Source organism: Frigoribacterium sp. CFBP 8766, assembly GCF_014841435.1.
Taxonomy (GTDB): Bacteria; Actinomycetota; Actinomycetes; order Actinomycetales; family Microbacteriaceae; genus Frigoribacterium.
The window spans coordinates 1,099,098-1,122,595 of sequence record NZ_JACYTX010000002.1 but is presented as its reverse complement, the minus strand read 5'-3'; the positions used below and the strand labels follow the sequence as shown (position 1 = coordinate 1,122,595).

Below are 23,498 nucleotides of genomic sequence, written 5' to 3'. Positions count from 1 at the left end.
CCCCTCCACTTTCCCTCCCACAGCACCACAGCACCACCGCAGCACTGCACCGAAGCAGCTCAGCACCACCGCACCACCGCCACACAGCACTTCCCCCGCTCGATGAAGAGACCTCTCGAAGATGAGAAACCAGGAGAAGACATGAACACGAAGAAGTTCCGCTGGGTCGCCGCCCTCGCCGTCGGCGTCGTCGCGGCAGGGTCGATGACCGCCTGCTCCGCCTCCGGCGGCAGCGGCGACAGCGACACGATCACCTACTGGGCCAGCAACCAGGCCCCCACGGTCGAGCGCGACGCCGAGATCCTGCAGGAGTCGATCGACCGGTACACCGAGGAGACCGGGGTGAAGGTCGACCTCGAGGTCATCCCGTGGTCCGACCTCTACAACCGCATCCTCACCGCCGTCTCGAGCGGCGAGGGCCCCGACGTGCTCAACATCGGCAACACCTGGGCGGTGTCGCTCCAGTCGAGCGGCGCGTTCGTGCCCTGGGAAGGCGAGGCCCTCGACGAGATCGGCGGCCAGGACCGCTTCGTCCAGTCGAGCTTCGCCACCGGCGGCGCCGAGGGCCAGGCCCCGACCTCCGTGCCGATCTACGGCCTGTCGTACTCGCTGTACTACAACACCGCCATGTTCGAGGCGGCGGGCATCACCACGCCTCCCGCCACGTGGGACGAGTTCGTCGAGGACGCCAAGAAGCTGACAATCGACACCGACGGGGACGGCCAGATCGACCAGTGGGGCGTCACGATGGCCGGCTCGAGCATCACGAACAACGCCCACCAGGCGTTCGTCCGCGGCCTGCAGAACGGCGGCTCGCTCTACGACGACGACGGCAACCCCGACTTCGGCAACGACGGCGTCGTGACCGGCGTCAAGGAATGGGTCGACCTGATGGCCGTCGACAAGGTCGTCTCGCCGTCCGACGCCGAGAGCGTCAACGGCTCCGACATGGCCGCCACCTTCGCCGAGGGCCAGGCCGCGATGTTCTTCGACCAGGCTCCCGGCGACAACCTGAAGTCGCGGAACTTCACGGACTACGCCGCGGCCCCCGTGCCGATGGAGACCGCCGACGCCACCGGCCTCGAGGGCACCCAGAGCCACGTCGCCGGCATCAACGTCAGCGTCTTCGAGAACTCGGGCAACAAGGAGGCGGCGATCGACTTCGTCAAGCACCTCACGAGCGACGACGAGCAGAAGTACCTCAACGAGTCGTTCGGCTCGCTGCCCGTGGTCACCACCGCGTACGACGACCCGGCGTTCCAGACGGACGTCATCAAGCTGAAGCAGACGATCCTCGCGGACCACGCCCAGCCCATGCCCCTCTACCCCTCCGAGGGGCAGATGGAGACCCTGGTCGGCACCGCGATCAAGGACCTCCTCGCCACCGCGGCCCAGGGCGGCTCCGTCAGCGAGGCCGACGTCAAGTCGGCCCTCGAGGACGCGAACAGCCAGATGACCACGGGTCAGTAGCCCCGTCCCACCGTGCGGGGACCCGTCCGGTCGGCAGCGTCAGCGCTGCCGGCCGGACGGGCCCCCCTGCCCCGCCCGAGAGGACCGTCATGACCGTCAACGTTCTGCCCCCCGCCACCGCCGAGAAAGAATCGGCTCCCGATCCGCACCAGCTGGCTCCGATCGAGCCCGCGAAGCGCAAGAAGCACCGTTCGCCGCTCGCCTACTTCTTGGTCGCCCCCGCGGCCCTGGCCGAGCTCCTCGTCCACATCGTCCCCATGGTGCTCGGCATCTGGATCGCGTTCATCACCCTGAACCAGCTCAGCATCGCCAACTGGGTCAACGCGCCCTTCGTCGGCCTGCAGAACTTCGTCACGGCCCTCGACCCCAGCTCGCCGATCGCCGGCCAGCTCTACGGGGCCCTCGGCCGCACCCTGCTCTTCACCGTGATCGTCGTCGCGATCGCGTGGAGCATGGGCATGCTCGGCGCCGTGCTGCTGACCAGCTCGTTCAAGGGGCGCGGCCTGCTCCGCACGCTGTTCCTCGTGCCCTACGCGCTGCCCTCGTACGTCGGCACCATCGCCTGGGCCTTCATGTTCAACCAGCGCGACGGGGCCATCAACCGGTTCCTGGTCGACGACCTCGGGATCCTGCAGGACCGGCCCTTCTGGCTCCTCGGCGGGAACTCGTTCTGGGCGATCGTCATCGTGACCGCGTGGCAGTTCTGGCCCTTCGCGTTCCTGATGCTGCTCGCGGCACTGCAGAACATCCCGGGCGACGTCTACGAGGCCGCCAGCCTCGACGGCGCCAGCCTCTGGAAGCAGTTCACGAACATCACGCTGCCGATGGTCAAGCCAGCCAATGCCGTGCTGCTGCTCATCATGAGCCTCTGGATCTTCAACCAGTTCAACGTGCCCTACGTGCTCTTCGGTCCGGCCTCGCCCGAGCAGGCGACGCTCATCTCGCCGCTGATCTACCAACAGAGCTTCAACAACTGGAACTTCGGCCTCGGCGGTGCCATGAGCGTCATGCTCCTGGTCGTGCTGCTGATCGCGTCGGCGTTCTACATCCGGATGGTCCTCCCGAAGGGGCAGAACGACAATGATTGAGACCCGCGGCTTCAAGATCTTCCGCTTCTTCGGGCTGGCGTTCCTGTCGCTGGTCGTGATCGTCCCGCTCTACGTGGTGCTCACGACCTCGATCAAGCCGCTGGCCGACGTGCAGGGCCTCTTCACCTGGATCCCCTCGCGCGTCACCCTCGAGCCCTACGTACAGATCTGGCAGACGGTGCCCCTGGCGTCGTACTTCAAGAACAGCCTGATCGTCACCATCTCGGCGACGATCCTGTCGGTGGCGATGGCCGTGCTGGCCGCCTACGCGCTGGCTCGCCTGCGCTTCAAGGGCCAGCGCAGCTTCAGCCTCGTGGTGCTGTCGACGCAGATGTTCCCCGGCATCCTGTTCCTCCTGCCGCTGTTCCTGATCTTCGTGCAGATCCAGCGCACGGTCGGGGTGCAGCTGACCGGCAGCTACCTGGGCCTGATCATCACCTACATGACGTTCAGCCTGCCGTTCTCGATCTGGATGCTGACGGGCTACTTCGCCTCCATCCCGAAGGAGCTCGAGGAGGCGTCGATGATCGACGGCACGGGTCGCCTCGGCGCCCTGTTCCGCGTGATCATCCCCGTCGCGAAGCCCGGCATCATCGCCGTCGCGGTCTACGCCTTCATCACCGCCTGGGGCGAGGTGCTCTTCGCCTCCGTGCTCACGAGCAAGGACACCCGGACCCTGTCGATCGGCCTGCGGGCGTACGCCTCGCAGCAGGACGTCTACTGGAACCAGCTGATGGCGGCCTCGGTCGTCGTCTCGCTGCCCGTGCTGATCGGCTTCATGCTCGTGCAGAAGCACCTCATCACCGGTCTGTCCTCCGGTGCCGTCAAGTGACGCCGACCGGCCTGGCCTGACGGGGGCGGAGCGGTGACCGACGTGGGGGAGGCGGCGCCTCGCCTCGCGGACGTCGCCCCGACCCGGAGGGCCGAGGCCTCGGTCGCGCCCCTCCGGGTCGGCGTGGTGGGCGGCGGGTTCATGGGGCGGGTGCACACGGCGGCGGCCCGGGCGGCCGGCGCGCAGGTGGTCGCCGTCGCGTCCTCGAGCCCGGCCAGCGCCTCCTTCGCGGCCGCCGCCCTGGGTGTCCCGACCGCCCACGACAGCGTGCAGGACCTGCTCGACGACCCCGGCGTCGACGTCGTCCACCTCTGCACACCGAACGCCCTGCACGCGGGGCTCGCCCTCGCCGCCCTGGCGGCCGGCAAGCACGTGGTCTGCGAGAAGCCGCTGGCCACCTCGACGGCCGAGGCCGACGAGCTCGTGCGAGCAGCCCTGGTGGCAGGCAGGACCGCCGCCGTCCCGTTCGTCTACCGGTACCACCCGATGGTGCGGGAGGCGCGGGCCCGGGTGGCCTCGGGCGTCACGGGACGCGTGCTCAGCGTCCGGGGCAGCTACCTGCAGGACTGGTTGCTCGACCGCGACGACGTCGACTGGCGCGTCGACTCGGCCGCGGGAGGCCCCTCGCGCGCCTTCGCCGACATCGGCAGCCACCTCGTCGACCTGGTCGAGTTCGTCCTCGGCGACCGCGTCGCCGCCCTCTCGGCCGTCCTCGACCGGGCCCACGCCGAGCGCGGCGGCCGCCCCGTCGACACCGAGGACGAGGCGGCGGTCGTCTTCGAGACGGCGCGCGGGGTGATCGGCACCCTCTTCGTGTCGCAGGTGGCGCCGGGGCGGAAGAACCGCCTCCTCGTCGACGTCGCCGGCACGGCGGAGAGCCTGGAGTTCTCGCAGGAGGAGCCCGACCGGCTCTGGATCGGGCGCCGCGCCGCGTCCGAGGTCGTGTCGCGCGACGCGGCCCGGCTGGTGCCGGACGCGGCCCGCCTCTCCACGCTCCCGGCCGGGCACCCGATGGGCTACCACGACGCCTTCGCCTCGTTCGTCCGCGACGTGCACGACGCCGTGCGCGGCGGACGGCCGGAGGGGCTGCCGACCTTCGAGGACGGCCGCCGCGCCGTCGTCGTCACCGAGAGCGTCCTGCTCGCCGCCGCCGAGCGGCGCTGGGTGGACGTGCCCTCGTGAACCACCGCCCCGTGGACCAGGATGGAGCTGCGCCGGGTGCCGACGCACCGACGACGAGAGAGGCCGACATGGGCGAGAGCTCGCACCCCGTCACGCTGTTCACCGGCCAGTGGGCCGACCTGCCGTTCGAGGAGGTGGCGGCGCTCGCCGCGGGCTGGGGCTACGACGGCCTCGAGATCGCCGCGTCGGGCGACCACCTCGACCTCGAGCGCGCGGACGAGGACGACGCCTACCTCCGCGGCCGGCTCGACGTGCTCGAGCGGCACGGCCTCGGCGTCTGGGCCATCTCGAACCACCTCACGGGGCAGGCCGTCTGCGACGACCCGATCGACTTCCGGCACCAGGCGATCGTGCGGCCGAGCACGTGGGGCGACGGCGAGCCCGAGGGCGTCCGACAGCGTGCGGCCGAGGACATGAAGCGGGCGGCCAGGGTCGCCCGGCGGATGGGCGTCGACACGGTCGTCGGGTTCACCGGCTCGTCGATCTGGCCGTACGTCGCGATGTTCCCGCCCGTGCCCGAGAGCGTCATCGACGCCGGCTACGAGGACTTCGCCGCCCGCTGGAACCCCATCCTCGACGTCTTCGACGGCGAGGGCGTGCGGTTCGCCCACGAGGTGCACCCCTCCGAGATCGCCTACGACCACTGGACGAGCGTCCGCGCCCTCGACGCGATCGAGCACCGCGAGGCCTTCGGCTTCAACTGGGACCCGTCGCACATGCTCTGGCAGGGCGTCGACACGATCGGGTTCATCGTCGACTTCGCCGACCGGATCTACCACGTCGACTGCAAGGACACGCGCGTCCGGCCGAGCAGCGGCCGCGCCGGCGTGCTCGGCTCGCACCTGCCCTGGGGCGACCCCCGTCGCGGCTGGGACTTCGTCTCGACCGGGCACGGCGACGTCGACTGGGAGTCGGCGTTCCGCACCCTCGACGCCGTCGGCTACGCCGGGCCGATCTCGATCGAGTGGGAGGACGCCGGCATGGACCGGCTGCACGGGGCGCCCGAGGCGCTGGCCCACGTGCGCTCGCTGCTCTGGCCCCGGTCGACCGCCTCCTTCGACGCGGCCTTCTCGAACCAGTAGCCGCTCCGCCCACGAACAGGGAGAACCCCGTGCCCCGCACCCTCCAGCCCGGACAGTCGAGCCGCGTGCTCGTCGTCGACCCCGCGACCGGCGACGTCGAGGTCGCCCTCGAGAGCACGACCGTGCTCGTCGAGGCGCCCAACTGGAGCCCCGACGGCCGCTGGCTGGTCGTCAACGCCGACGGGCTGCTCTGGCGCGTGCCCGCCGACGCACGCGGCGTCGACGAGACGGCGCTCGAGCCGGTCCCGCTGGGCGACGTGCCCGAGATCAACAACGACCACGTGATCGCCCCCGACCAGGGCAGCGTGTTCGTCAGCTCGCGCGACGGCCACCTGTACGAGGTCCCGTGGGACGGTGTCGCGCCCGGCGGCGAGGCACGCCGCGTCACGCGCGAGCACCCTGCCGGCCGAAACCACAAGAACTACCTGCACGGCGTCTCGCCCGACGGCGCGACGCTCAGCGTGATCGTCGGCGCCCTGCCCGAGGCAGTGGCCGATCCCGACGACGAGGAGGCGCGGGCCGGCTGGCAGACGAACGTCGTGCTGGTCTCGGTGGCCGACGGCGCCCCGACCTCCGTCACCGCGGACGGCCACCCCGACGACGGTGCGGAGTTCTCGCCGGACGGTCGGCACGTCTGGTTCAACTCGGAGCGGGCGTCGGGCGGCGTGGCGGGACACGCGCAGCTGTTCCGCGCCCGGCCGGACGGCGGCGAGCTCGTGCAGGTGACCGACGACGAGCTCGTGAACTGGTTCCCGCACGTCTCGCCCGACGGGTCGGCCCTGCTCTGGCTCGGCTACCCGACGGGCACCCTCGGCCACCCCGAGGACCGCGACGTCGTGCTCCGCACCCTGCCGCTCGGCACCGACGGGCTGCCGACGCCGGGGGAGCAGCCGCACGAGGTGCTGCGGCTGCTCGGCGGCCAGGGCACGATCAACGTGCCGTGCTGGGCACCCGACTCGACTCGCTTCGCCTGCGTGGACTACCCGCGCAGCTGAGCAGCACCCACGACGGGAGCCGCCGAGGGCGGGACCCGGCGCCGAGCTGGGTCCCGCCCTCGCGCTCGGACGTCAGGCCGTCGGCAGCAGCTCGGCGACCTTCCCGCCCGCGATGCGCAGGCGCCGCTCGGCGCGCCGGGCCACGGCCGAGTCGTGCGTGACGATCACGAGGGTCAGCCCGCGGTCGCGCCAGACGCCCTCGAGCAGGTCCATGATCTCGTCCCGGGTGGCCTCGTCGAGCGATCCCGTCGGCTCGTCCGCCAGCAGCACGGTCGGCTCCGTGACCAGGGCGCGCGCGATGGCGACCCTCTGCTGCTGACCGCCGCTGAGCTCGCCCGGCAGGTGGTCGGCCCGCTCCGCGAGCCCGACCGAGGCCAGCGCCTCCTTCGCCCTCGTCCGCCGCTCGGGGCGCGGTACCGAGTCGTCCGCGAACGCCGTCTGGACGTTCTCCGCCGCCGTCAGCGTCGGGATCAGGTTGAAGCCCTGGAACACGAAGCCGACGTCGCGGGCCCGCACCGCGGCCAGCGCCCGGTCGCCCGCCGCCGAGAGGTCGGAGTCGCCGAGCCGCACCGTGCCGCTCGTCGGCCGGTCGAGCGCCCCGAGCATCTGCAGCAGGGTCGACTTGCCGCCTCCGGTCGGGCCCTGGATCGCGACCATCTGGCCGGCGGGGATCTCGAGGTCGATCCCGTCGAGGGCGGTGACGGTCTTCTTCCCCTGCGAGTAGGTCTTGGTGACGGCGGTGAGCGTGTACATGGGCGTGGTGCCTCCGGAGGCGCTGGTCGGGTCGGTGAGTCCGGCGGGTGCCGGCAGGGCGGTGGCGCGGACGTCGGTGCCGGTCGGCTCCGGGGTCGCCCCGGTCACGCGACGCTCCTCAGCGCCTCGGCCGGGCGCAGCCGCGACGCGCGCCAGCCGCCCACGGCGCCGGCGAGCAGCCCGCCGACGACGGCCAGGCCGACGGCGAGCAGCACGACCGAGATCGTCACCGGGGCGTGCAGGACGACGTCGGTCGTCGCCGTGGCCAGCTGCTGGCCGAAGCCGCCGCCTGCTGCGGCCGCACCTCCTGCATCGGCTGCCGCTCCGGGCCCGCCGGCACCCCCGCCGGGACCTGCCGCGGCGGTCGTGGCCGCAGCCGACAGGGTCGGGGCGACGAGGTCCACCACGAGCAGCCCGACGAGGCCCGCCGCGACGCCGACGACGCCGCCGACGAGGCCCTGCACGAGCGACTCGCCCGCCACCTGGCGGGTGATCCGCGCGTTGCTCCAGCCGATCGCCTTGAGGGTGCCGAACTCGCGGGTGCGGCGGCTGACGCCCGAGACGGTGAAGAGGATCGCGATGAGGAACGCCGCGGCCAGCACGATGACCGAGAGCCAGGTGCCGAGCTTGCCGATCAGGTCGGAGGCGGTCGTCAGCGAGCCGGAGACGCTCGACGCGAGGTCCGACTGCGTGCTCACGGTCGCGTCGGGCAGGGCGGCCTGCAGGTCGGTCTTCAGCGCGTCGACGCCGCTGGCGCTCGCCGCGGTCACGTACACGTCGCTGATCTGGTCGGTCAGCCCGCTGAGCGCCTGCGCGGTGTCGAGGGGGACGTAGGCGTCGGAGGCGGTGGCCGCGTCGGACGACGTGGACGCGACGATCCCGACCACGGTGAAGTCGGTGCCGCCGATCGCCAGCGTGTCGCCGACCGCGAGCTCGGCGCTGGTCGCGTAGGTCTGGTCGAGCACGACGACGTCGGTGCCCGCGTCGTCGGCGGCGAGGGTGCGGCCGTCGACGAGCGAGGCGCTGGTCAGGGGACCGACCGCGGCCGCGCTGGGGTCGAGGCCCGTGACCGAGAACTGGTCGACGTCGAACGCGCTGCCGCCGGCGCCGTCCGCCCCGCCCGTGGGAGGTGCGGGCTGGCTGCCCGAGTCGGTCCCGTCCGTGCCGGTCCCGGTGCCGCCGCCGGTCGTGCCGTCGGTGCCGGCGCCTCCTGCGCCCTGGGAGAAGTCGGGCAGCGTGCCCGAGAAGCTGGAGTTCTCGAGGCTCAACGTGGCCGTCGCGGCGGACACGCCGTCGACGCCCTCGACCGTCGTCAGGGCCGACGAGGCGAAGGTCGCCGTGCCGCGGGCGGCCGAGAGGGTGCTCTGCGCGACCTCGGTGCTGCCGTCGTCGGTGGTCGTGCCGTCGCCCGAGCCGAAGGCGAACTGCTGGCCGGGCCCGCCGCCGTCGGCGCCCGGCTCCGCGGTCTGCGTGATCGTGACGTCGGTGCCGACGCCGTAGACGGACTCGAGCACGGACGACTGCGCGTTCCGCACGCCGGCCGCCACGCCGCTGACGACGATGACGAGCGCGATCGCGAGCGCCATGCCGGCCGCGATCACCACGGTCTGCTTGCGTCTGTTGCTCAGCTCTCTGAGCAGGTAGGTCAGGAACATCGGGGGTCTCCTCGGTGCAGGGGGATCCGCGGGGGATCAGGTCGGAGGCGACGCTAGGGAGGCGGTCTCGCAGCACCCGATGGGCCGTCCATGAGGTTCCTATGAGAGACGCGCAGGCAACGCATCGGAGCAGCACAGTCCGTTCATAGGAACCGGCTCGAAGCTGAGTGCGTGACCACGACGACCCCCACCCCCGCGCAGGCCCCCCGACTCACCCGGGCTGACGGCTCGCCCCTCCGAGTCCTCGTCGTCGACGACGAGAACAGCCTCACCGACCTCCTCTCGATGGCCCTCCGCTACGAGGGATGGGACGTCAAGGCCGCCGCCGACGGGCAGGGCGCCCTCGCTCTGGCCCGCGAGTTCCAGCCCGACGCGATCGTGCTCGACTGGATGCTGCCCGACATCGACGGCATCCAGGTGCTCGGCCGTCTGCGCGCCGGGGGCGACGACACCCCGATCCTGTTCCTCACCGCGAAGGACTCCGTCGAGGACCGCGTCTCCGGCCTGACGGCGGGCGGCGACGACTACGTCACCAAGCCGTTCTCCCTCGAGGAGGTGGTGGCCCGGCTCCGCGGCCTCATCCGTCGGTCCGCGTCGGCCGTGAGCGAGGCCGGCGACAGCCGCATCGTCGTCGGCGACCTGGTGCTCGACGAGGAGAGCTACGAGGTGCACCGCGGCGACCGCGAGGTCGAGCTGACCGCCACCGAGTTCGAGCTGCTGCGCTTCCTGATGCGCAACCCGCGCCGGGTGCTCAGCAAGGCGCAGATCCTCGACCGCGTCTGGAGCTACGACTTCGGCGGCAAGTCGAGCGTCGTCGAGATCTACATCTCGTACCTCCGCAAGAAGATCGACGCGGGCGAAGAGGCGATGATCCACACCGTGCGCGGCGTGGGCTACGTCATCAAGCCCACGTCGTGAGCGCGGCCGCACCCGGAGGGTCCCGTCTCGGCGGGCTCCTCGGGCGCGTGCCCCGCGCCTCCGCCCCCCTCACGCTCCGCAACCGCCTGATCCTCAGCATCGTCGCGATCGTGGTGCTCCTGACCGTGGTCATCGGCACCGTGAGCGTGGTCGCGCTGCGCGGCTCGCTGATGCGCCAGCTCGACGACGACCTCACGAGCGCGACCGGCCGGGCCGTGGCCGCCGCCTCCGTCGGGGGATCGTCCGGCCGCCCGAGCCTGAGCCCGGACAGCGACGCGCTCGGCGCGCCGCGCCAGGCGCCGGGCACCTTCACCGCCGTGCTCGTCGGCGACGTCGTGCAGCAGGCCTTCACCGTCACCGAGGCGGGCGAGCTCGAGGATCCCCTCACCGACGAGATCACCTCTGCGCTCGCGACCGTGCCCGACGCGGGCGGACCGGTCACCGTGTCGCTCGGCTCGGACCTCGGCGGCTACCGGGTCGAGGCCGTCCCCGTGACCCTCACGTCGCGGAGCGGCGGCACCGTGTCGTCGGGCTACCTCGTCGTGGGCCTGCCCACCGACAGCGTGACCCAGACCGTCGCCGGGATGATCGCCTCCATCGCCTTCGTCACCCTGCTCGGCCTCGTCGTCGCGATCCTCATCGCGTACGCCGTGGTGCGGCGGGCGCTCCGCCCCCTCGAGAGGCTCTCGGACACCGCGCTGCGCGTGGCCGAGCTGCCCCTCGACCGCGGCGAGGTGGCCCTCGCCGAGCGGGTCGACGAGCAGGACACCGACACGCGCACCGAGGTCGGCCGGGTGGGAGCCTCGCTGAACCACATGCTCGGCCACGTAGCGGCGGCGCTGGAGGCGCGGCAGCAGAGCGAGAACAAGGTGCGGCAGTTCGTCGCCGACGCCTCGCACGAGCTGCGTACCCCCCTGGCGTCCGTCCGCGGCTACGCCGAGCTGACCCGGCGGATGGGCGCGGGCCTGCCCGACGACGTCGTGTACGCGATGGGCCGCATCGAGTCCGAGTCGCTGCGCATGACCTCGCTCGTCGAGGACCTGCTGCTCCTCGCCCGCCTCGACGAGGGTCGCGACATCGTCGTGGCCGACGTCGACCTCACCCGCGTGGTGCTCGACGCCGTCAACGACGCAGGGGTGGCCGACCCGGCCCACGACGTCGACGTCGTGCTGCCCGACGAGCCGGTCGTCGTGCCCGGGGACGCGATGCGCCTGCACCAGATCGTCGCGAACCTGCTCACCAACTCGCGGACCCACACGCCGGAGGGCACGCCCGTGCACGTCGCCCTGGGCGTCGACGAGTCGGCGCGCCGTGCCGTCGTCACGGTGTCCGACGAGGGCCCGGGCATCGACCCGGCGGTGCTGCCCGTGCTGTTCGAGCGCTTCGCCCGGGCCGACAGCTCCCGCTCGCGCAAGGCCGGCTCGACCGGCCTCGGGCTCGCCATCGTCGAGGCCGTCGCGCACGCCCACGGCGGCGACGTCTCGGTCGCCAGCAGCGCCGACGGCGCCGTCTTCACGGTGCGGCTGCCGCTCGCCGCGCCGCCCGCCGCTGCCGCCTGACACTCGCAGCGTCGGGTGCGGGGCGACCGCCGCCCGACCGCAGGAGGCGCGACTTGCGTCGACGCGCCTCCTGCGTCTACTGTGTACCCAGCCCAAGACCGCCGGTTGTCCCTGTCTGCTCGCAGACGGAGACCGAAGGTTCTCGAGAGAGAGCGACCAGCGCAGGTGTGTGAAGTCGTTCCTCGCTTCTGCGAGATCCAGCTCCGTGCGCCAGCGCCGGAGCTTTTTCCATGCCCCGTCCTCGGACGAGACGTGAGCGAGTGCCCGGGGGCTGCCGGCACACCCACGTTTTAGGAGAGCCATGGCGAACAAGGAAGCATCGGTCGCCGAGCTCACGGAGAACTTCCGTAGCTCGACCGCCGTTCTGCTCACCGAGTACCGCGGTCTCACTGTGGCAGAGCTCAAGGAGCTCCGCACCGCCATCAGTGCAGACGCGACGTACGCCGTGGTGAAGAACACGCTCAGCAAGATCGCGGCGAACAACGCCGGCATCAGCTCGTTCGACGACGAGCTCGTCGGCCCGTCTGCGATCGCCTTCGTGCACGGAGACCCTGTCGCCGTCGCCAAGAGCATGCGTGACTTCGCCAAGGCACACCCCGCGCTGATCGTGAAGGGCGGTTACTTCGACGGTAACGCGCTGACCGCAGCCGAGGTCACCAAGCTCGCCGACCTCGAGTCGCGGGAGGTGCTGCTGGGCAAGCTGGCCGGCGCCTTCAAGGCCTCGCTGTTCGGCGCTGCTTACCTGTTCAACGCTCCGCTGTCGCAGGCCGTCCGTACGGTCGAGGCGCTGCGCGCGAAGCAGGAAGCCGACAGCTAACAGCTGTCGCAGCAACCACCACCACTTACAGAACACAACAAGGAGAACACCATGGCGAAGCTCACGCAGGACGAACTGATCGAGGCCTTCAAGGAGCTCACGCTCATCGAGCTCAGCGACTTCGTGAAGAAGTTCGAAGAGGTCTTCGAGGTCACCGCTGCTGCCCCCGTGGCCGCTGCCGGTGCCGCCGGCCCCGCCGCCCCCGCTGAGGAGGTCGAGGAGAAGGACAGCTTCGACGTCGTCCTCGAGGCTGCCGGCGACAAGAAGATCCAGGTCATCAAGGAGGTCCGCGCGCTCACGAGCCTCGGCCTCGGCGAGGCGAAGGCCGTCGTCGACGGTGCCCCCAACACCGTCATCGAGGGTGCGAACAAGGAGACGGCCGAGAAGGCCAAGGCTCAGCTCGAGGCTGCCGGCGCCACCGTCACCCTCAAGTAGTCTGCGGGGCCCACGGCCCCTCGCGACCTCGGTCGCACAGCACTGCCTGCTCTCACGAGCACAGGAGGCGCTGCTCCCCACGGGGAGCGGCGCCTTCGTCGTTCCCGGGTGCGGTCCACGGCAGCGGGTTCGGCGGGTCCTCGTCACCTCCGGCGGGTCAGCGCGGACCCGCCGTGGGCGACGCGGACCCGCCGCATGCCGCTCCGACCCGCCGCGCGCAGCCTCAGCCGCGAGCGACGACCGAGTGGCGGCGGCCGTAGATCGCGTACACCGCGACCCCGACGCCCATCCACACGGCGAACGCGGCCCACGTGATCCCGCCGAGGGTCACCATGAGCAGCACGCACGTCGCGAAGCCGAGCAGCGGGACGACCGGGTACAACGGCACGCGGAACGTCCGCTCGAGCTCGGGCCGGTTGCGGCGCAGCCAGATGACCGACAGGTTCACGAGCGCGAACGCGAAGAGCGTGCCGATGCTCGTCGCGTCGGCGAGGGCCCCGAGGGGGATGAACGCCGCCGTGAGGGCGACCGCGCCGCCGACGATCAGGGTGCCGGCGACGGGCGTGCGCGTCCGCGGCGAGACCCGGCCCAGGATGGACGGCACGAGCCCGTCCCGGGCCATCGACAGGAAGATGCGCGTCTGCCCGTAGAGCACGGTCAGGACGACGGAGGCGATGGCCGCGACCGCGGTCACCGCGAAGAGGAAGGCCACCCAGGGCTGGCCCGTGATGTCGGCGACGATCGTCACGAGGGTCGCCTCGCCGTCGGTGAAGTCCTGCCAAGGGCGGGCTCCGACCGCGGCCACGGCGACGAGGATGTACAGCACCGTGATGATGACGATGGAGGCGACGATCGCCCGCGGCAGGTCCCGCTTGGCGTCCCGCGCCTCCTCGCCGGCCGTGGACGCCGCGTCGAAGCCGATGTACGAGAAGAACAGGCGGGAGGCGGCGGCCGAGACCCCGGCCGCCCCCATAGGCGCGAGGGGCTCGAAGTTGCCTGCGCTGAAGGCCGTGAACGCGACGGCGACGAAGAAGACGAGCAGGCCGACCTTGACCACGACCAGGACGGTGTTGACCCAGGCGCTCTCGCGGGCCCCGGGCACGAGCACGAGGGTGGCCAGCAGGACGAGCGCGGCGGCGGGGAGGTTCAGCAGGCCTCCCTCGGCGGGCGGGCCCGCGACGACGTCGGGCAGCGAGAGGCCGAAGACGCGCAGGGCCTCGTTGACGTACTGGCCGGCGCCCACCGCGACGGCCGCGACCGACACGGCGTACTCGAGCACGAGGCACCAGCCGCAGACCCACGCGATTCCCTCGCCGAGCGTCGCGTAGGCGTAGCTGTAGCTCGAGCCGGAGACGGGCACGCTGCCCGCCATCTCGGCGTACGACAGGGCCGAGAGCAGGGCGGCGACGCCGGCGAGGACGAACGCGAGGAACACCGCGGGCCCGGCGAGGGGCACGGCGGTGCCCAGCACCACCAGGATGCCCGTGCCGAGCGTGGCCCCGATGCTGATGGCGGTCAGGTGCCAGACGCCGAGGGTGCGCCGGAGGCCCCGGGCGTCGGACGCCTCGGCCTCGCGCGCGAAGGCCTCGAGGGGCTTGCGACGCAGCAGTTGCTCGCCGAGCCGCGGGCGAGCAGGAGCAGGGGCAGGGGCAGAGGAGGCGGGGGTCAGGTCGTCGGGCACCGCGAGAGGCTACCGCCTCGGGTCAGTCCTCGTCGACGTGCAGCCCGAGCTGTCGCACCCGGGCGATGGCCTCGCGGCGGGACGTCGCCTGCAGCTTCCGGTAGATGCTCCGGACGTGGCTCTTGACCGTGTTGACCGAGATGAACAGCTGGCTGCCGATCTGGCCGAGGGTCTGGCCGGTGGCCAGGTGGCGCACGATGACGAGTTCGCGGTCGCTCAGCGGCTCCGCGAGGGGCGCCACGTCGGGTCCCTCGGCCGAGTGCAGGCGGGCGAGCACCCCGAGGGTGGCCTGCGGCTGGTCGCGCTGCACGGCGCGGGCGACGAGGTGGTCGAGGAGGGGCTCCGGCAGGGTGCCGAAGACCCAGCCGGCGCCCGAGCGGCCGGCCTCGAGCAGGGCACGGTCGAAGGCGATGTCGGCCTGGGCGGTGTCGCCCTGGGCCAGGTGGGCGGCCGCGGCCACGGCGTGCACGTGCCCGATGGTCCGCTCCGAGTGCAGGTCGCCGAGCGCGAGGCACGCCTCGAGGTCGTCGAGCGCGGCCTGCGGCTCGCCGGTCGAGAGGTGGATGAGGGCGAGCACGCGGGCGGGGCACTCGATGTGGCGGTCGCCGGGCGAGAGGGGCTGGGCCAGGCGTCGCGCCTCCTGTGCCTGTCCGAGCTGGAGCATCGTCTCGGCGCGGAGGGCCGTGGCCGACCGGCCGAGCACGACGTCGCCCGTGAATCCCTGCACGAGGCGCGAGATGCGGCCGAGGTGGTCGAGCACCTCGATCGACCGGCCCTGGGCGAGCAGCACGCTGGCCTCGGCGAACCAGCCGAGCGCCTCCCAGTCGCTGCCGCGCGCCGCCAGGTGCACGCGCGCGACGAGGTCGTCGTGCCCGCCGGGGGACTCGTCGCGCTCGAGGGCGAGGTGCAGCCGCGCGATCTGGGCGAGGGCGCCGAACGAGCTGGCGAGCAGGTCGGTGCCCTCGGCGAGCTCGGCCGCGCTGTCGAGGTGCTCGTCGGCGAGCGCGAACTCGCCGAGCAGCACCGCGACGTAGGCGAGCGCGGACAGGCACTCGACGCGCTCGGCGATGCTGAGGTGCTCCTCGCCGAGGCCCGAGGCGAGCCCCAGGGCGAACTGGGCCTGGTCGTACTCGCCGTAGTGCAGCCGGATGAGGCCGAGCTGCAGCGAGAAGGAGGCGCTGAGGCTGATGCGCGCCGTGATCGACTCCGAGAGGTCGCTCTCGATCATCGTGCGCGCGACCTCGAGATGCTCGTGGGCGACGACGAGGTTGCCGAGCGTCCTCAGGGCGGCGCCGAGGTGCACGTGGTAGCCGGCCCGCACCTCGAGGGGCAGCCCGGGGTCGGCGTCGATGGCCTTGGCCACGCCGCGGAACCACGGGAGCGCCGCGCTGCGCGAGCGGGAGCCGACCGAGCGGTAGCTGGCGGCGAGCGCGAGCAGGATGAGCGGCCTGCCGCTCCACTCCGCCTCGGGAGCCGAGCGGACGGCCTCGCGCAGACGGGCTCCCTGCAGGGGGGCTATCTGCGTCCAGGCCTGCTCGATGGCGTCGAGCGAGGCCCGCGCGTCGGCGGGCTGGAGCTCGACCCCGGTCGGGTCGGGTGATGCATCGTCAAGGGTGCGCACGGGTCCTACCTCTGCCGCATCGGGTAGTTCCCCGTCGGGTAGGGGAATGCGGCGTCAGGGTGTGGTCAGGCACCCTGAGCTCCTAGCATAAATGAGCGATGTTCCCGTCTGCTCGTCTGACGGCCAGATTGCCCCAGGAGTGGGGGGACGCGCCGCGGGCGTAGCCTCGCTCCATGAGCAGGATGGACTCCGTCGCCGCGGGCGGCGGCATGCGCGGCGCGGGCGGCACAGGAGGCGGCGGAGGCGGTGGCGCAGCCGGCGGGGCGGGCGGCGGCGGCAGGCTGGGCGGCGGGGGCGGCGGCGGCCGTGGCGGCCGGGTCTCGAGCGGCGACGCGGCGGCGCAGAAGGCGGCCAACGCCGCCGCGCCCAAGATCCCCGACCTGTTCCGACGGATCCGCGGCCTCTTCTCTCCCCACCGCAAGGCCCTCGTGGTCACCGTGGTGCTGGTGCTCGTCGGCGCGGCGATCAGCGTCGCGCCTCCGCTGCTGACGAAGCAGGCCTTCGACCGCGGGCTCTTCCCCGCGGGCGGCCCCGACGTCCCGGTGCTGATGGAGCTCGTCGGCCTGATGATCGGGCTGTGGGTGCTGTCGGCCGGCATCGGCGTCTGGCAGACCTACCTCACCGCCACGGTCGGGAACAGCGTGATGGGCGCCCTGCGCATCCGGCTGTTCGGGCACCTCCAGCGCATGGAGCTCGCGTTCTTCACCCGGACGAAGACGGGCGTCATCCAGTCGCGGCTGCAGAACGACGTCGGCGGCGTCGCGAACGTGCTGAGCAACACGATCTCGAGCGTGCTCGGCAACACCGTCACGGTCATCGCCGCGTTCATCTCGATGCTCGTGCTCAGCTGGCAGATGACCGTCGTCACCGTCATCCTGCTGCCGCTGCTCGTCGTGGCGCAGCGCCGCGTCGGCCAGGTGCGCGCGCGCATCGCGACCAAGACGCAGGAGTCGCTGTCGGACATGACGGCGATCACGCAGGAGGCGCTGAGCGTCAGCGGCATCCTGCTCGCGAAGAGCTTCAACCAGCAGCGCAGCGAGGTCGAGCGCTACTCGGCCGAGAACCGCACGCAGATCGGCCTGCAGGTGCGCCAGCAGATGAGCGGCCAGTGGTTCTTCGCCGTCGTCCAGATCTTCCTGTCCGTGATCCCGGCGCTGATCTACCTGGTGGCCGCCTGGCTGATCCTCCGCGACGTCCCCGTCACGGCCGGCACGATCGTCGCCTTCACCACGGTCCAGGCGCGGCTGACCTTCCCGCTGATGGGGCTCCTCCGGGTGGCGCTCGACCTGCAGACCTCCGGTGCGCTGTTCGCCCGCATCTTCGAGTACCTCGACCTGCGGCCCGCCATCACCGACGGCGGTGCCTCGGCGACGGTCGACGAGGCGCAGCTCGGCCGCGTGGAGTTCGACGACGTCGAGTTCGCCTACCCCGACGCCGAGCCGGGGCAGCGGACCCTCCGCGGCGTCTCGTTCGACATCGAGCCGGGCCAGTTCGCGGCGTTCGTCGGCCCGAGCGGCGCCGGCAAGACCACGGTGTCGTACCTGATCCCGCGGTTCTACGAGGCGACGGGCGGCAGCGTGCGCTTCGCCGGCACCGACGTCCGCGACCTGCGGCAGGAGTCGCTGGTCGAGAACATCGGCATCGTCAGCCAGGAGACGTACCTGTTCCACGCGACGATCGGCGACAACCTGCGCTACGCGCGTCCGGGCGCCACCGACGAGCAGCTCGTCGACGCCGCCCGGCAGGCGAACATCCACGAGACGATCGCGTCGTTCCCCGACGGCTACGACACCGTGGTGGGCGAGCGCGGCTACCGCCTCTCCGGCGGCGAGAAGCAGCGCATCGCCATCGCCCGCGTGCTGCTCAAGGACCCGGCCGTGCTCGTGCTCGACGAGGCGACGAGCGCGCTCGACACCGTGTCCGAGCGGGTCGTGCAGGAGGCGCTCGACACGGCCACGAGAGGGCGCACGACGATCGCCATCGCCCACCGCCTCTCCACCGTCCGCCACGCGGACGTCGTCTTCGTCGTCGACGGCGGCCGGATCGTCGAGCGCGGCACGCACGACGAGCTCGTCGCCCTCGGCGGCGTGTACGCCGACCTCTACGGGCAGCAGGTGGCGTCGACGACGTGACCGGCGCCTCCTCGACGGCCGACGAACGCCGGGGACTCGCTCGGGGGACAGCGCATGTGACGAACTCGTGACGGATCGTGCACCGGTCGCTCTCGTCGTGGTATCTGTTGGGGGACGAGTTGAGGCTGCGTCAGGTTCCTCACGGGGCCGGCGCCGGGGGAACGAGGGCACGCGTGTCGAGCACCACCACCACCCGTGACGACGAGACCACCACGACACGGCGGCGCTCGCCGCTGCGGGCCCTGTTCGGGCGCGGCTCGCTCGACATCCAGTCGACCCTGCTCGTCATGCTGCTCGCCGTCAGCTTCCTGGCGGCGATCGTCATCGGCAGCGTCGGCTACGTCAACGGGCGGGACTCGCTCCGTGCGGCGGCGTTCGACCAGGTGACGAGCATCCGCGAGTCACGGGCCCGCGACGTCGAGCGCACCCTCGCGGGCGTCCAGCAGGCCGTCGTGCTCGACAGCCGCAACGACAGCGCGCGACAGGCGTCGCTCGACTTCAACGCCGGCTTCGCCGCGCTCGACGACCAGCCCGTCGACCCCGCGCGCCAGGAGGCGTTGACCGCGTACTACGAGGACACGTTCGTGCCCCGGCTGGACGAGGCCACCGGTTCGACGACCGACCCGTCGCTGATCGAGCCGACCTCGCCGGCCCAGGCGTACCTGCAGTCGCTCTACACGGTGCCCTTCGACGACGACTTCGACGCCTCGCTCGCGTTCGACGCCGCCGACGACGGCAGCGCGTGGTCGCAGGCCCGGGCCGACCACCACGACTACTTCCGCGAGATGGTCGACCAGCTCGGCTATGAGGACGTCCTGCTGCTCGACCTCGACGGCGACGTCGTCTACTCGGCCTTCTCCGGCACCGACCTCGGCACGAACGTCGAGGACGGCCCGTACTCGCGGACGGCGCTCGCCGACGTCTGGGCGACGGCGCTGGAGTCGAACACGGTCGACTCGTCGTTCACGACCGACTTCCAGCCGTACGCCCCCTCGCTCGGCGTGCCGACCGCGTGGATCGCCTCGCCCGTCGGCTCGGGCGCGGACGTCACCGGCGTGCTCGCCGTGCAGGTGCCGACCGAGACGATCGACTCGGTCATGACGGGCGATCAGGGCTGGGCCGACCAGGGCCTCGGCCGGACGGGCGAGGCCTACCTCGCCGGGCCGGACGAGACGAGGCGCTCGACCTCGCGCGAGCTGATCGAGCAGCCCGACACGTTCGTCGACGACGTCGTCGACCACGGCACCCCGACCGGCGTCGCCGAGCGCCAGGTGGCGACCGGCAGCTCGGTGCTGCTGCAGCCGGTGACGACCACCGCGGTGGAGGCCGCCCTGCAGGGCCGCACCGCGACGACGGTCAACACCGACTACCTCGGCCACGAGGTCCTGGCGGCCTACGCGCCCATCGACGTCGACGGCCTGAACTGGGTGATCGTCGCCAAGGTCGACACGTCCGAGGCGTTCGCGCCCGTCGACGTCTTCACCCGCAACCTGCTGCTCTCGACGGCGGCGATCATCGTCGTGGTGTCGCTGCTCTCGCTGCTGCTGGCGCAGGTGTTCGTCCGGCCGGTGCGGCGCCTCCAGCACGCGGTCAACCGCGTCAGCGGCGGCGAGATCGGCGTCGAGGTGCCCGTGAAGGGCCACGACGAGTTCAGCGAGCTGGGCGGCGCGTTCAACGACATGAGCCGCAGCCTCCGGGTCAAGCAGGACCTGATCGACGAGCAGCGGCGCGAGAACGACCGCCTGCTGCTGACCCTCATGCCGGAGGCGATGGCCAAGCGCTACAAGGAGGGCGAGGAGACGATCGCCGAGGACCACACCGACGTCGCCGTCGTCTACGCCGACGTCGCCGGGTTCGACGACTTCAGCCGGGGCATGCGCTCGGGCGAGCGGCTCGCCCTGCTCAACGGGCTGTGGCGGTCGTTCGACGAGGCGGCGGAGCGGCTCGGCGTCGAGAAGGTGCGGAGCAGCCAGCAGGGCTACCTCGCCAGCTGCGGGCTCACGGTGCCCCGCATCGACAACGCCTGCCGGGTGGTCGACTTCACCCTCGAGCTGCAGGGGATCATCGAGCGCTTCAACGCGACCAACTCGTCCCGCGTCGCGCTGCGTGCGGGCATCGACACCGGCCAGGTGACCAGCGGCCTCGTCGGCCGGACGAGCATGGTCTACGACATGTGGGGCGACGCCGTCACGCTGGCGCACCGCGTGCAGGACGTCTCGTCCCAGGCGGGCATCTACGCGACCGAGAGGGTCGTGCAGAAGATCGGCGACGGGGTGCCGGCGGTCGACTCGGGCACGGTCACGACCCAGTCGGGCGAGCAGCGCGTCTTCCGCCTCGAGCGGCCGGTCGCCTGATGACGTCGCTCTGGCAGCAGCCGTGGTTCTGGCCGGTCCTCGCCGTGGTGGTCGGGCTGCCGGTGCTGCTCATCGTGCTCACCGAGATCGCGAGCACCCTGCAGCGTCGAGGCAACCCCGGCGCACGGGTCGTGCGGCTGCTCCGCACCTACGTGGTGCCGACGGCAGCGGTGTCGATCCTGGTCGCCCAGGTGACGATCGCCGTCGACTCGGAGGACTTCACCTGGACGCGCGTCGCCGCGACCGCCTTCGGGTTCCTCGTGATCGTCGCCGTGCTGAACGCGGTGAACCTCGCGCTCTTCACGAACGCCGAGAAGGGCAGCTGGCGCGACCGCCTCCCGTCGATCTTCGTCGACATCGGCCGCATCGTGCTCATCGCCATCGGGCTCGCCGTGCTGTTCAGCACGGTCTGGGGCACGGACGTGGCGGGGCTGTTCACGGCCCTGGGCGTCACCTCCATCGTCCTCGGCCTCGCGCTGCAGGGCGCGATCGGCAGCGTCGTCTCCGGGCTGCTGCTCTTCGAGCAGCCGTTCCGCCTGGGCGACTGGCTCGACGCCGGCGGCATGCGCGGCCGCGTGGTGCAGGTCAACTGGCGCGCGGTGCACATCGACACGGGCAACGGCATCCAGATCACCCCGAACGCGTCGCTCGCCGGCTCGTCGTTCACCAACCTCAGCCGCGGCGACGGCAGCTACACCGTCACCGCGCCCGTGGCCTTCACCACCGACGACCCGCCCGCCGAGGTCGTCGCGCTGCTGCAGAGGGTCGCGGGCAGCCTGCCCGAGCTGTGGCCCGGCACGACGCCGGTCGCCGTCCCGCTCGGCGGCGCCGCCTACGAGGTCTCGTACGAGGTGCGCGGGCCCGCCCACGAGGGCTCGTCGCTCGCGACGCTGCGCAGCTGGCTCTGGTACGCCTCGCGCCGTGCAGGGCTCGGCCTCGACGGCGACACCACCGACGCGTTCGTGACTCCCGAGCGGATCGAGCAGGCCGTCGCGTCCGTCGCCCCGACCCTGCAGGTGACGGCGGACGACGTGCCTGCCCTCGTGCCCTCGGTGCACCTCGAGCGGTACGCCGCGGGCGAGGTCGTGCTGCCGCTCGGCGTCGTGCCGGAGGCCCTGCGCTTCGTGCTCAGCGGAGCGGTGGCCCTCGGGGTCCCGACGCCGGGCGACGCGGTCCTGCCCGTGTCGCGCGTCGAACGGGGCGACTTCGTGGGGCAGACGGTGCTCACGCGCCAGCCGACCACGACCCGCGCCGTCGCGGTCTCCGAGGTCGCGGTGCTCGTCGTCCCGGGCGACACGCTCGACGCCCTCGTGCGGGTGAGGCCTCGCCTCGCGCGGGAGCTGGGCGAGGTCATCGACCGGCGGGGTGCCGCCGCGCGCGAGGTCGCGGAGGCGTCGGGCGAGGCCGGGGGGACCCGGGGACAGCTGGCGAGCTAAGACCTGAGGGCGAGCATCGCCCGCATGGCGTCGACGTCGCTCTGCTGCGTCATGATCATGCCGCTCGCGAAGGCGTCGACCTGGGGGTCGTCGCTGCGGGCGAGGACGGCCTGGGCCATCTCGATGCCGCCCAGGTGGTGGTCGATCATCAGGGTGAGGAACAGCCGCTCGGCGTCGACGCCGTCGGCGGCCCGCAGCTCGGCCATCTGCTCGGGCGTCGCCAGGCCGGGCATCGGCTCGCCGGGGACGTGGCTCGGCGCGGGGGAGCCGGACGCGGCGCCGCCGTGCTCGTGCCCGGACAGCTGCCCGTCGAGCGTCGGCTGCGTCATCCAGGTCATCACGGGCTGGGAGGGAGCCTGGGGCACGCCCCACACCTCGAGCCAGGCGTACATCTGGCCGGCCTGCTGCGACTGGGTCGCGGCGATGTCGTAGGCGATGGTGCGCACGTCGTCCGAGGTCGAGCGGTCGCGGATCGCGAACGACATCTCGACGGCCTGCTCGTGGTGCACCTGCATGTCGCGCGCGAACCCGGCCTCGACGCTGTTCGTGCCGGGCACGACGGGGGCCGACGAGGTGAGCCGCCCCACGGCGACTCCCGTCCCGAGCACGAGCAGCAGCGCGACCGCGGCGGCGATCACGAGGCGCAGGCGGCGACCCGAGGAGGCGCCGGCCGCGCCCGCCTCGGTCGTCACGCCGTCGAGGCCGTCGCGCGGCTCGTCGCGGTCAGGGGCCCTGCGGTGGTCGCGGGTCACGACACCTTGCCGGGGCCGTCGACCCCGCCGGTGCAGGGCGCGCCGGGCTCGGGGGCGTCCGCCGACTTCCAGTACTTCGTGACGAAGTCGGAGACGGCGTCGGCCTCGGGGTCGTCGAAGGCGAGCTGGGCGCCCCAGGCGCTGACGGCCATGGGGCTGTCCATGCCCTCGTAGGGAGAGACGACCGAGTAGGTCGAGGGCGCGAGGTCGGTGATCTGCTCGATCTGCTCGTCGGTGACCTGGGCCGGGTCGTAGGTGAACCAGATCGCGCCGTGCTCGAGGTCGTGCACGGCGTTCTCGTTCGGCACCTGCTCGGTGTAGACGCCGCAGTTCATCCACACGGCGGCGTGGTCGCCGCCGGCCGGGGGCGTCATCTCGTAGTCCACGGCCCCCGTGACGTGGTTCGCGGTCAGGTCGTCCCAGGTCTGCACGCCGGCGACGTCGATCTCGCTGCGGTCGGCCCGGGGCGTGCCGCTCGTCACGACGACGGTGACGATCAGGGCCACCGCGGCGGCGCCCGCGACGGAGGCGGTCACGATGCCGATCGTCCGGTTGCGCTTCGACCTGGCCTGCTCGCGCTTCAGCGCGGCGACCTTCTCCTGCCGGCGCGCGTCCCGCTGCTGCTTCACGCTCATCGAGCTCGGGTCGGGCGTCGCGCCCGGGTTCTTCTTGTCGCTGCTGGCCACGGATGGGTCCTCTGGTGTCGGGGATCTCGGGGTCTGTCGGTGCCCGCCCA

19 protein-coding genes are annotated in these 23,498 nt (G+C 72.1%); 13 read left to right on the top strand and 6 right to left on the bottom strand.

The genetic code is table 11. From position 1 onward, the window contains the following. Window positions 1–141 precede the first annotated feature (141 nt). The 6 genes from IFT90_RS10950 (at window position 142) to IFT90_RS10925 (ending at window position 6,649) form a co-directional block, all read left to right on the top strand. Window positions 142–1,470, top strand: a complete 1,329-nt coding sequence (locus IFT90_RS10950; RefSeq protein WP_192042158.1) for a sugar ABC transporter substrate-binding protein — start codon at window positions 142–144, stop codon at window positions 1,468–1,470. 89 nt (window positions 1,471–1,559) lie between these two features. Continuing rightward, window positions 1,560–2,558: a carbohydrate ABC transporter permease gene (locus IFT90_RS10945; RefSeq protein ID WP_192042157.1), complete on the top strand. Its 999-nt coding sequence runs from the start codon at window positions 1,560–1,562 to the stop codon at window positions 2,556–2,558. Next, window positions 2,551–3,390: a carbohydrate ABC transporter permease gene (locus IFT90_RS10940; protein WP_146899186.1), complete on the top strand. Its 840-nt coding sequence runs from the start codon at window positions 2,551–2,553 to the stop codon at window positions 3,388–3,390. Before IFT90_RS10945 ends, IFT90_RS10940 begins: the two co-directional genes overlap by 8 nt. 33 nt (window positions 3,391–3,423) lie before the next feature. After that, window positions 3,424–4,572: a Gfo/Idh/MocA family protein gene (locus IFT90_RS10935; RefSeq protein WP_371812266.1), complete on the top strand. Its 1,149-nt coding sequence runs from the start codon at window positions 3,424–3,426 to the stop codon at window positions 4,570–4,572. Between the two features lie 68 nt (window positions 4,573–4,640). Further along, the gene (locus tag IFT90_RS10930) at window positions 4,641–5,654 is read left to right on the top strand and encodes a sugar phosphate isomerase/epimerase (protein WP_192042156.1); all 1,014 of its coding nucleotides are present in this window, start codon (window positions 4,641–4,643) and stop codon (window positions 5,652–5,654) included. Window positions 5,655–5,683: 29 nt separating this feature from the next. Continuing rightward, entirely contained in the window at window positions 5,684–6,649 is a 966-nt protein-coding gene (locus IFT90_RS10925; RefSeq protein WP_192042155.1) for a PD40 domain-containing protein, read from the top strand. Window positions 6,650–6,721: 72 nt separating this feature from the next. Here IFT90_RS10925 and IFT90_RS10920 read toward each other — a convergent pair whose 3' ends face one another. Both IFT90_RS10920 and IFT90_RS10915 read right to left on the bottom strand, forming a co-directional pair. Next, window positions 6,722–7,402, bottom strand: a complete 681-nt coding sequence (locus IFT90_RS10920; protein WP_192042372.1) for an ABC transporter ATP-binding protein — start codon at window positions 7,400–7,402, stop codon at window positions 6,722–6,724. Between the two features lie 104 nt (window positions 7,403–7,506). Next, entirely contained in the window at window positions 7,507–9,057 is a 1,551-nt protein-coding gene (locus IFT90_RS10915; RefSeq protein WP_192042154.1) for an ABC transporter permease, read from the bottom strand. Window positions 9,058–9,228: 171 nt separating this feature from the next. Here IFT90_RS10915 and IFT90_RS10910 point away from each other — a divergent pair, with 171 nt between their 5' ends. From IFT90_RS10910 to rplL, 4 genes are all read left to right on the top strand, one after another. Continuing rightward, the gene (locus IFT90_RS10910; protein ID WP_123546686.1) at window positions 9,229–9,975 is read left to right on the top strand and encodes a response regulator transcription factor; all 747 of its coding nucleotides are present in this window, start codon (window positions 9,229–9,231) and stop codon (window positions 9,973–9,975) included. Window positions 9,976–10,022: 47 nt separating this feature from the next. Beyond that, complete coding sequence (locus IFT90_RS16970) at window positions 10,023–11,534, top strand: HAMP domain-containing sensor histidine kinase (protein ID WP_192042153.1); 1,512 nt, start codon at window positions 10,023–10,025, stop codon at window positions 11,532–11,534. A 301-nt stretch (window positions 11,535–11,835) separates the two neighbouring features. Then, the gene (gene rplJ / locus IFT90_RS10900; protein WP_123546685.1) at window positions 11,836–12,351 is read left to right on the top strand and encodes a 50S ribosomal protein L10; all 516 of its coding nucleotides are present in this window, start codon (window positions 11,836–11,838) and stop codon (window positions 12,349–12,351) included. Window positions 12,352–12,402: 51 nt separating this feature from the next. Beyond that, window positions 12,403–12,786, top strand: coding sequence for a 50S ribosomal protein L7/L12 (rplL, locus tag IFT90_RS10895; protein ID WP_123546684.1), 384 nt, complete (start codon window positions 12,403–12,405; stop codon window positions 12,784–12,786). Window positions 12,787–13,009: 223 nt separating this feature from the next. Here rplL and IFT90_RS10890 read toward each other — a convergent pair whose 3' ends face one another. Next, on the bottom strand, window positions 13,010–14,467 hold the full coding sequence (locus IFT90_RS10890; RefSeq protein ID WP_371812264.1) for an APC family permease: 1,458 nt from the start codon (window positions 14,465–14,467) through the stop codon (window positions 13,010–13,012). Between the two features lie 22 nt (window positions 14,468–14,489). After that, the gene (locus tag IFT90_RS17555; protein WP_192042152.1) at window positions 14,490–16,088 is read right to left on the bottom strand and encodes a LuxR C-terminal-related transcriptional regulator; all 1,599 of its coding nucleotides are present in this window, start codon (window positions 16,086–16,088) and stop codon (window positions 14,490–14,492) included. A 173-nt stretch (window positions 16,089–16,261) separates the two neighbouring features. On the opposite strand from IFT90_RS17555, the gene IFT90_RS10880 reads away from it, so the two are divergent. The 3 genes from IFT90_RS10880 to IFT90_RS10870 all read left to right on the top strand — a co-directional run bounded on the left by IFT90_RS10880 (window position 16,262) and on the right by IFT90_RS10870 (window position 22,010). After that, on the top strand, window positions 16,262–18,220 hold the full coding sequence (locus tag IFT90_RS10880) for an ABC transporter ATP-binding protein (protein WP_371812261.1): 1,959 nt from the start codon (window positions 16,262–16,264) through the stop codon (window positions 18,218–18,220). 173 nt (window positions 18,221–18,393) lie between these two features. Further along, window positions 18,394–20,574 (top strand): adenylate/guanylate cyclase domain-containing protein, encoded by a 2,181-nt coding sequence (locus IFT90_RS17550; RefSeq protein WP_192042151.1) that lies wholly within the window; start codon window positions 18,394–18,396, stop codon window positions 20,572–20,574. Beyond that, window positions 20,574–22,010: a mechanosensitive ion channel domain-containing protein gene (locus IFT90_RS10870; RefSeq protein WP_192042150.1), complete on the top strand. Its 1,437-nt coding sequence runs from the start codon at window positions 20,574–20,576 to the stop codon at window positions 22,008–22,010. The genes IFT90_RS17550 and IFT90_RS10870 overlap by 1 nt, the downstream gene beginning before the upstream one ends. Here IFT90_RS10870 and IFT90_RS10865 read toward each other — a convergent pair. Together IFT90_RS10865 and IFT90_RS17305 are read right to left on the bottom strand one after the other, a co-directional pair. After that, window positions 22,007–22,762 carry a DUF305 domain-containing protein gene (locus IFT90_RS10865; protein ID WP_371812259.1) on the bottom strand — a complete coding sequence of 252 codons (756 nt, stop codon included), beginning with the start codon at window positions 22,760–22,762 and terminating at the stop codon, window positions 22,007–22,009. The genes IFT90_RS10870 and IFT90_RS10865 overlap by 4 nt on opposite strands. After that, window positions 22,759–23,448, bottom strand: coding sequence for a DUF3105 domain-containing protein (locus IFT90_RS17305; protein WP_197980398.1), 690 nt, complete (start codon window positions 23,446–23,448; stop codon window positions 22,759–22,761). The genes IFT90_RS10865 and IFT90_RS17305 overlap by 4 nt, the downstream gene beginning before the upstream one ends. Window positions 23,449–23,498: the final 50 nt, after the last annotated feature.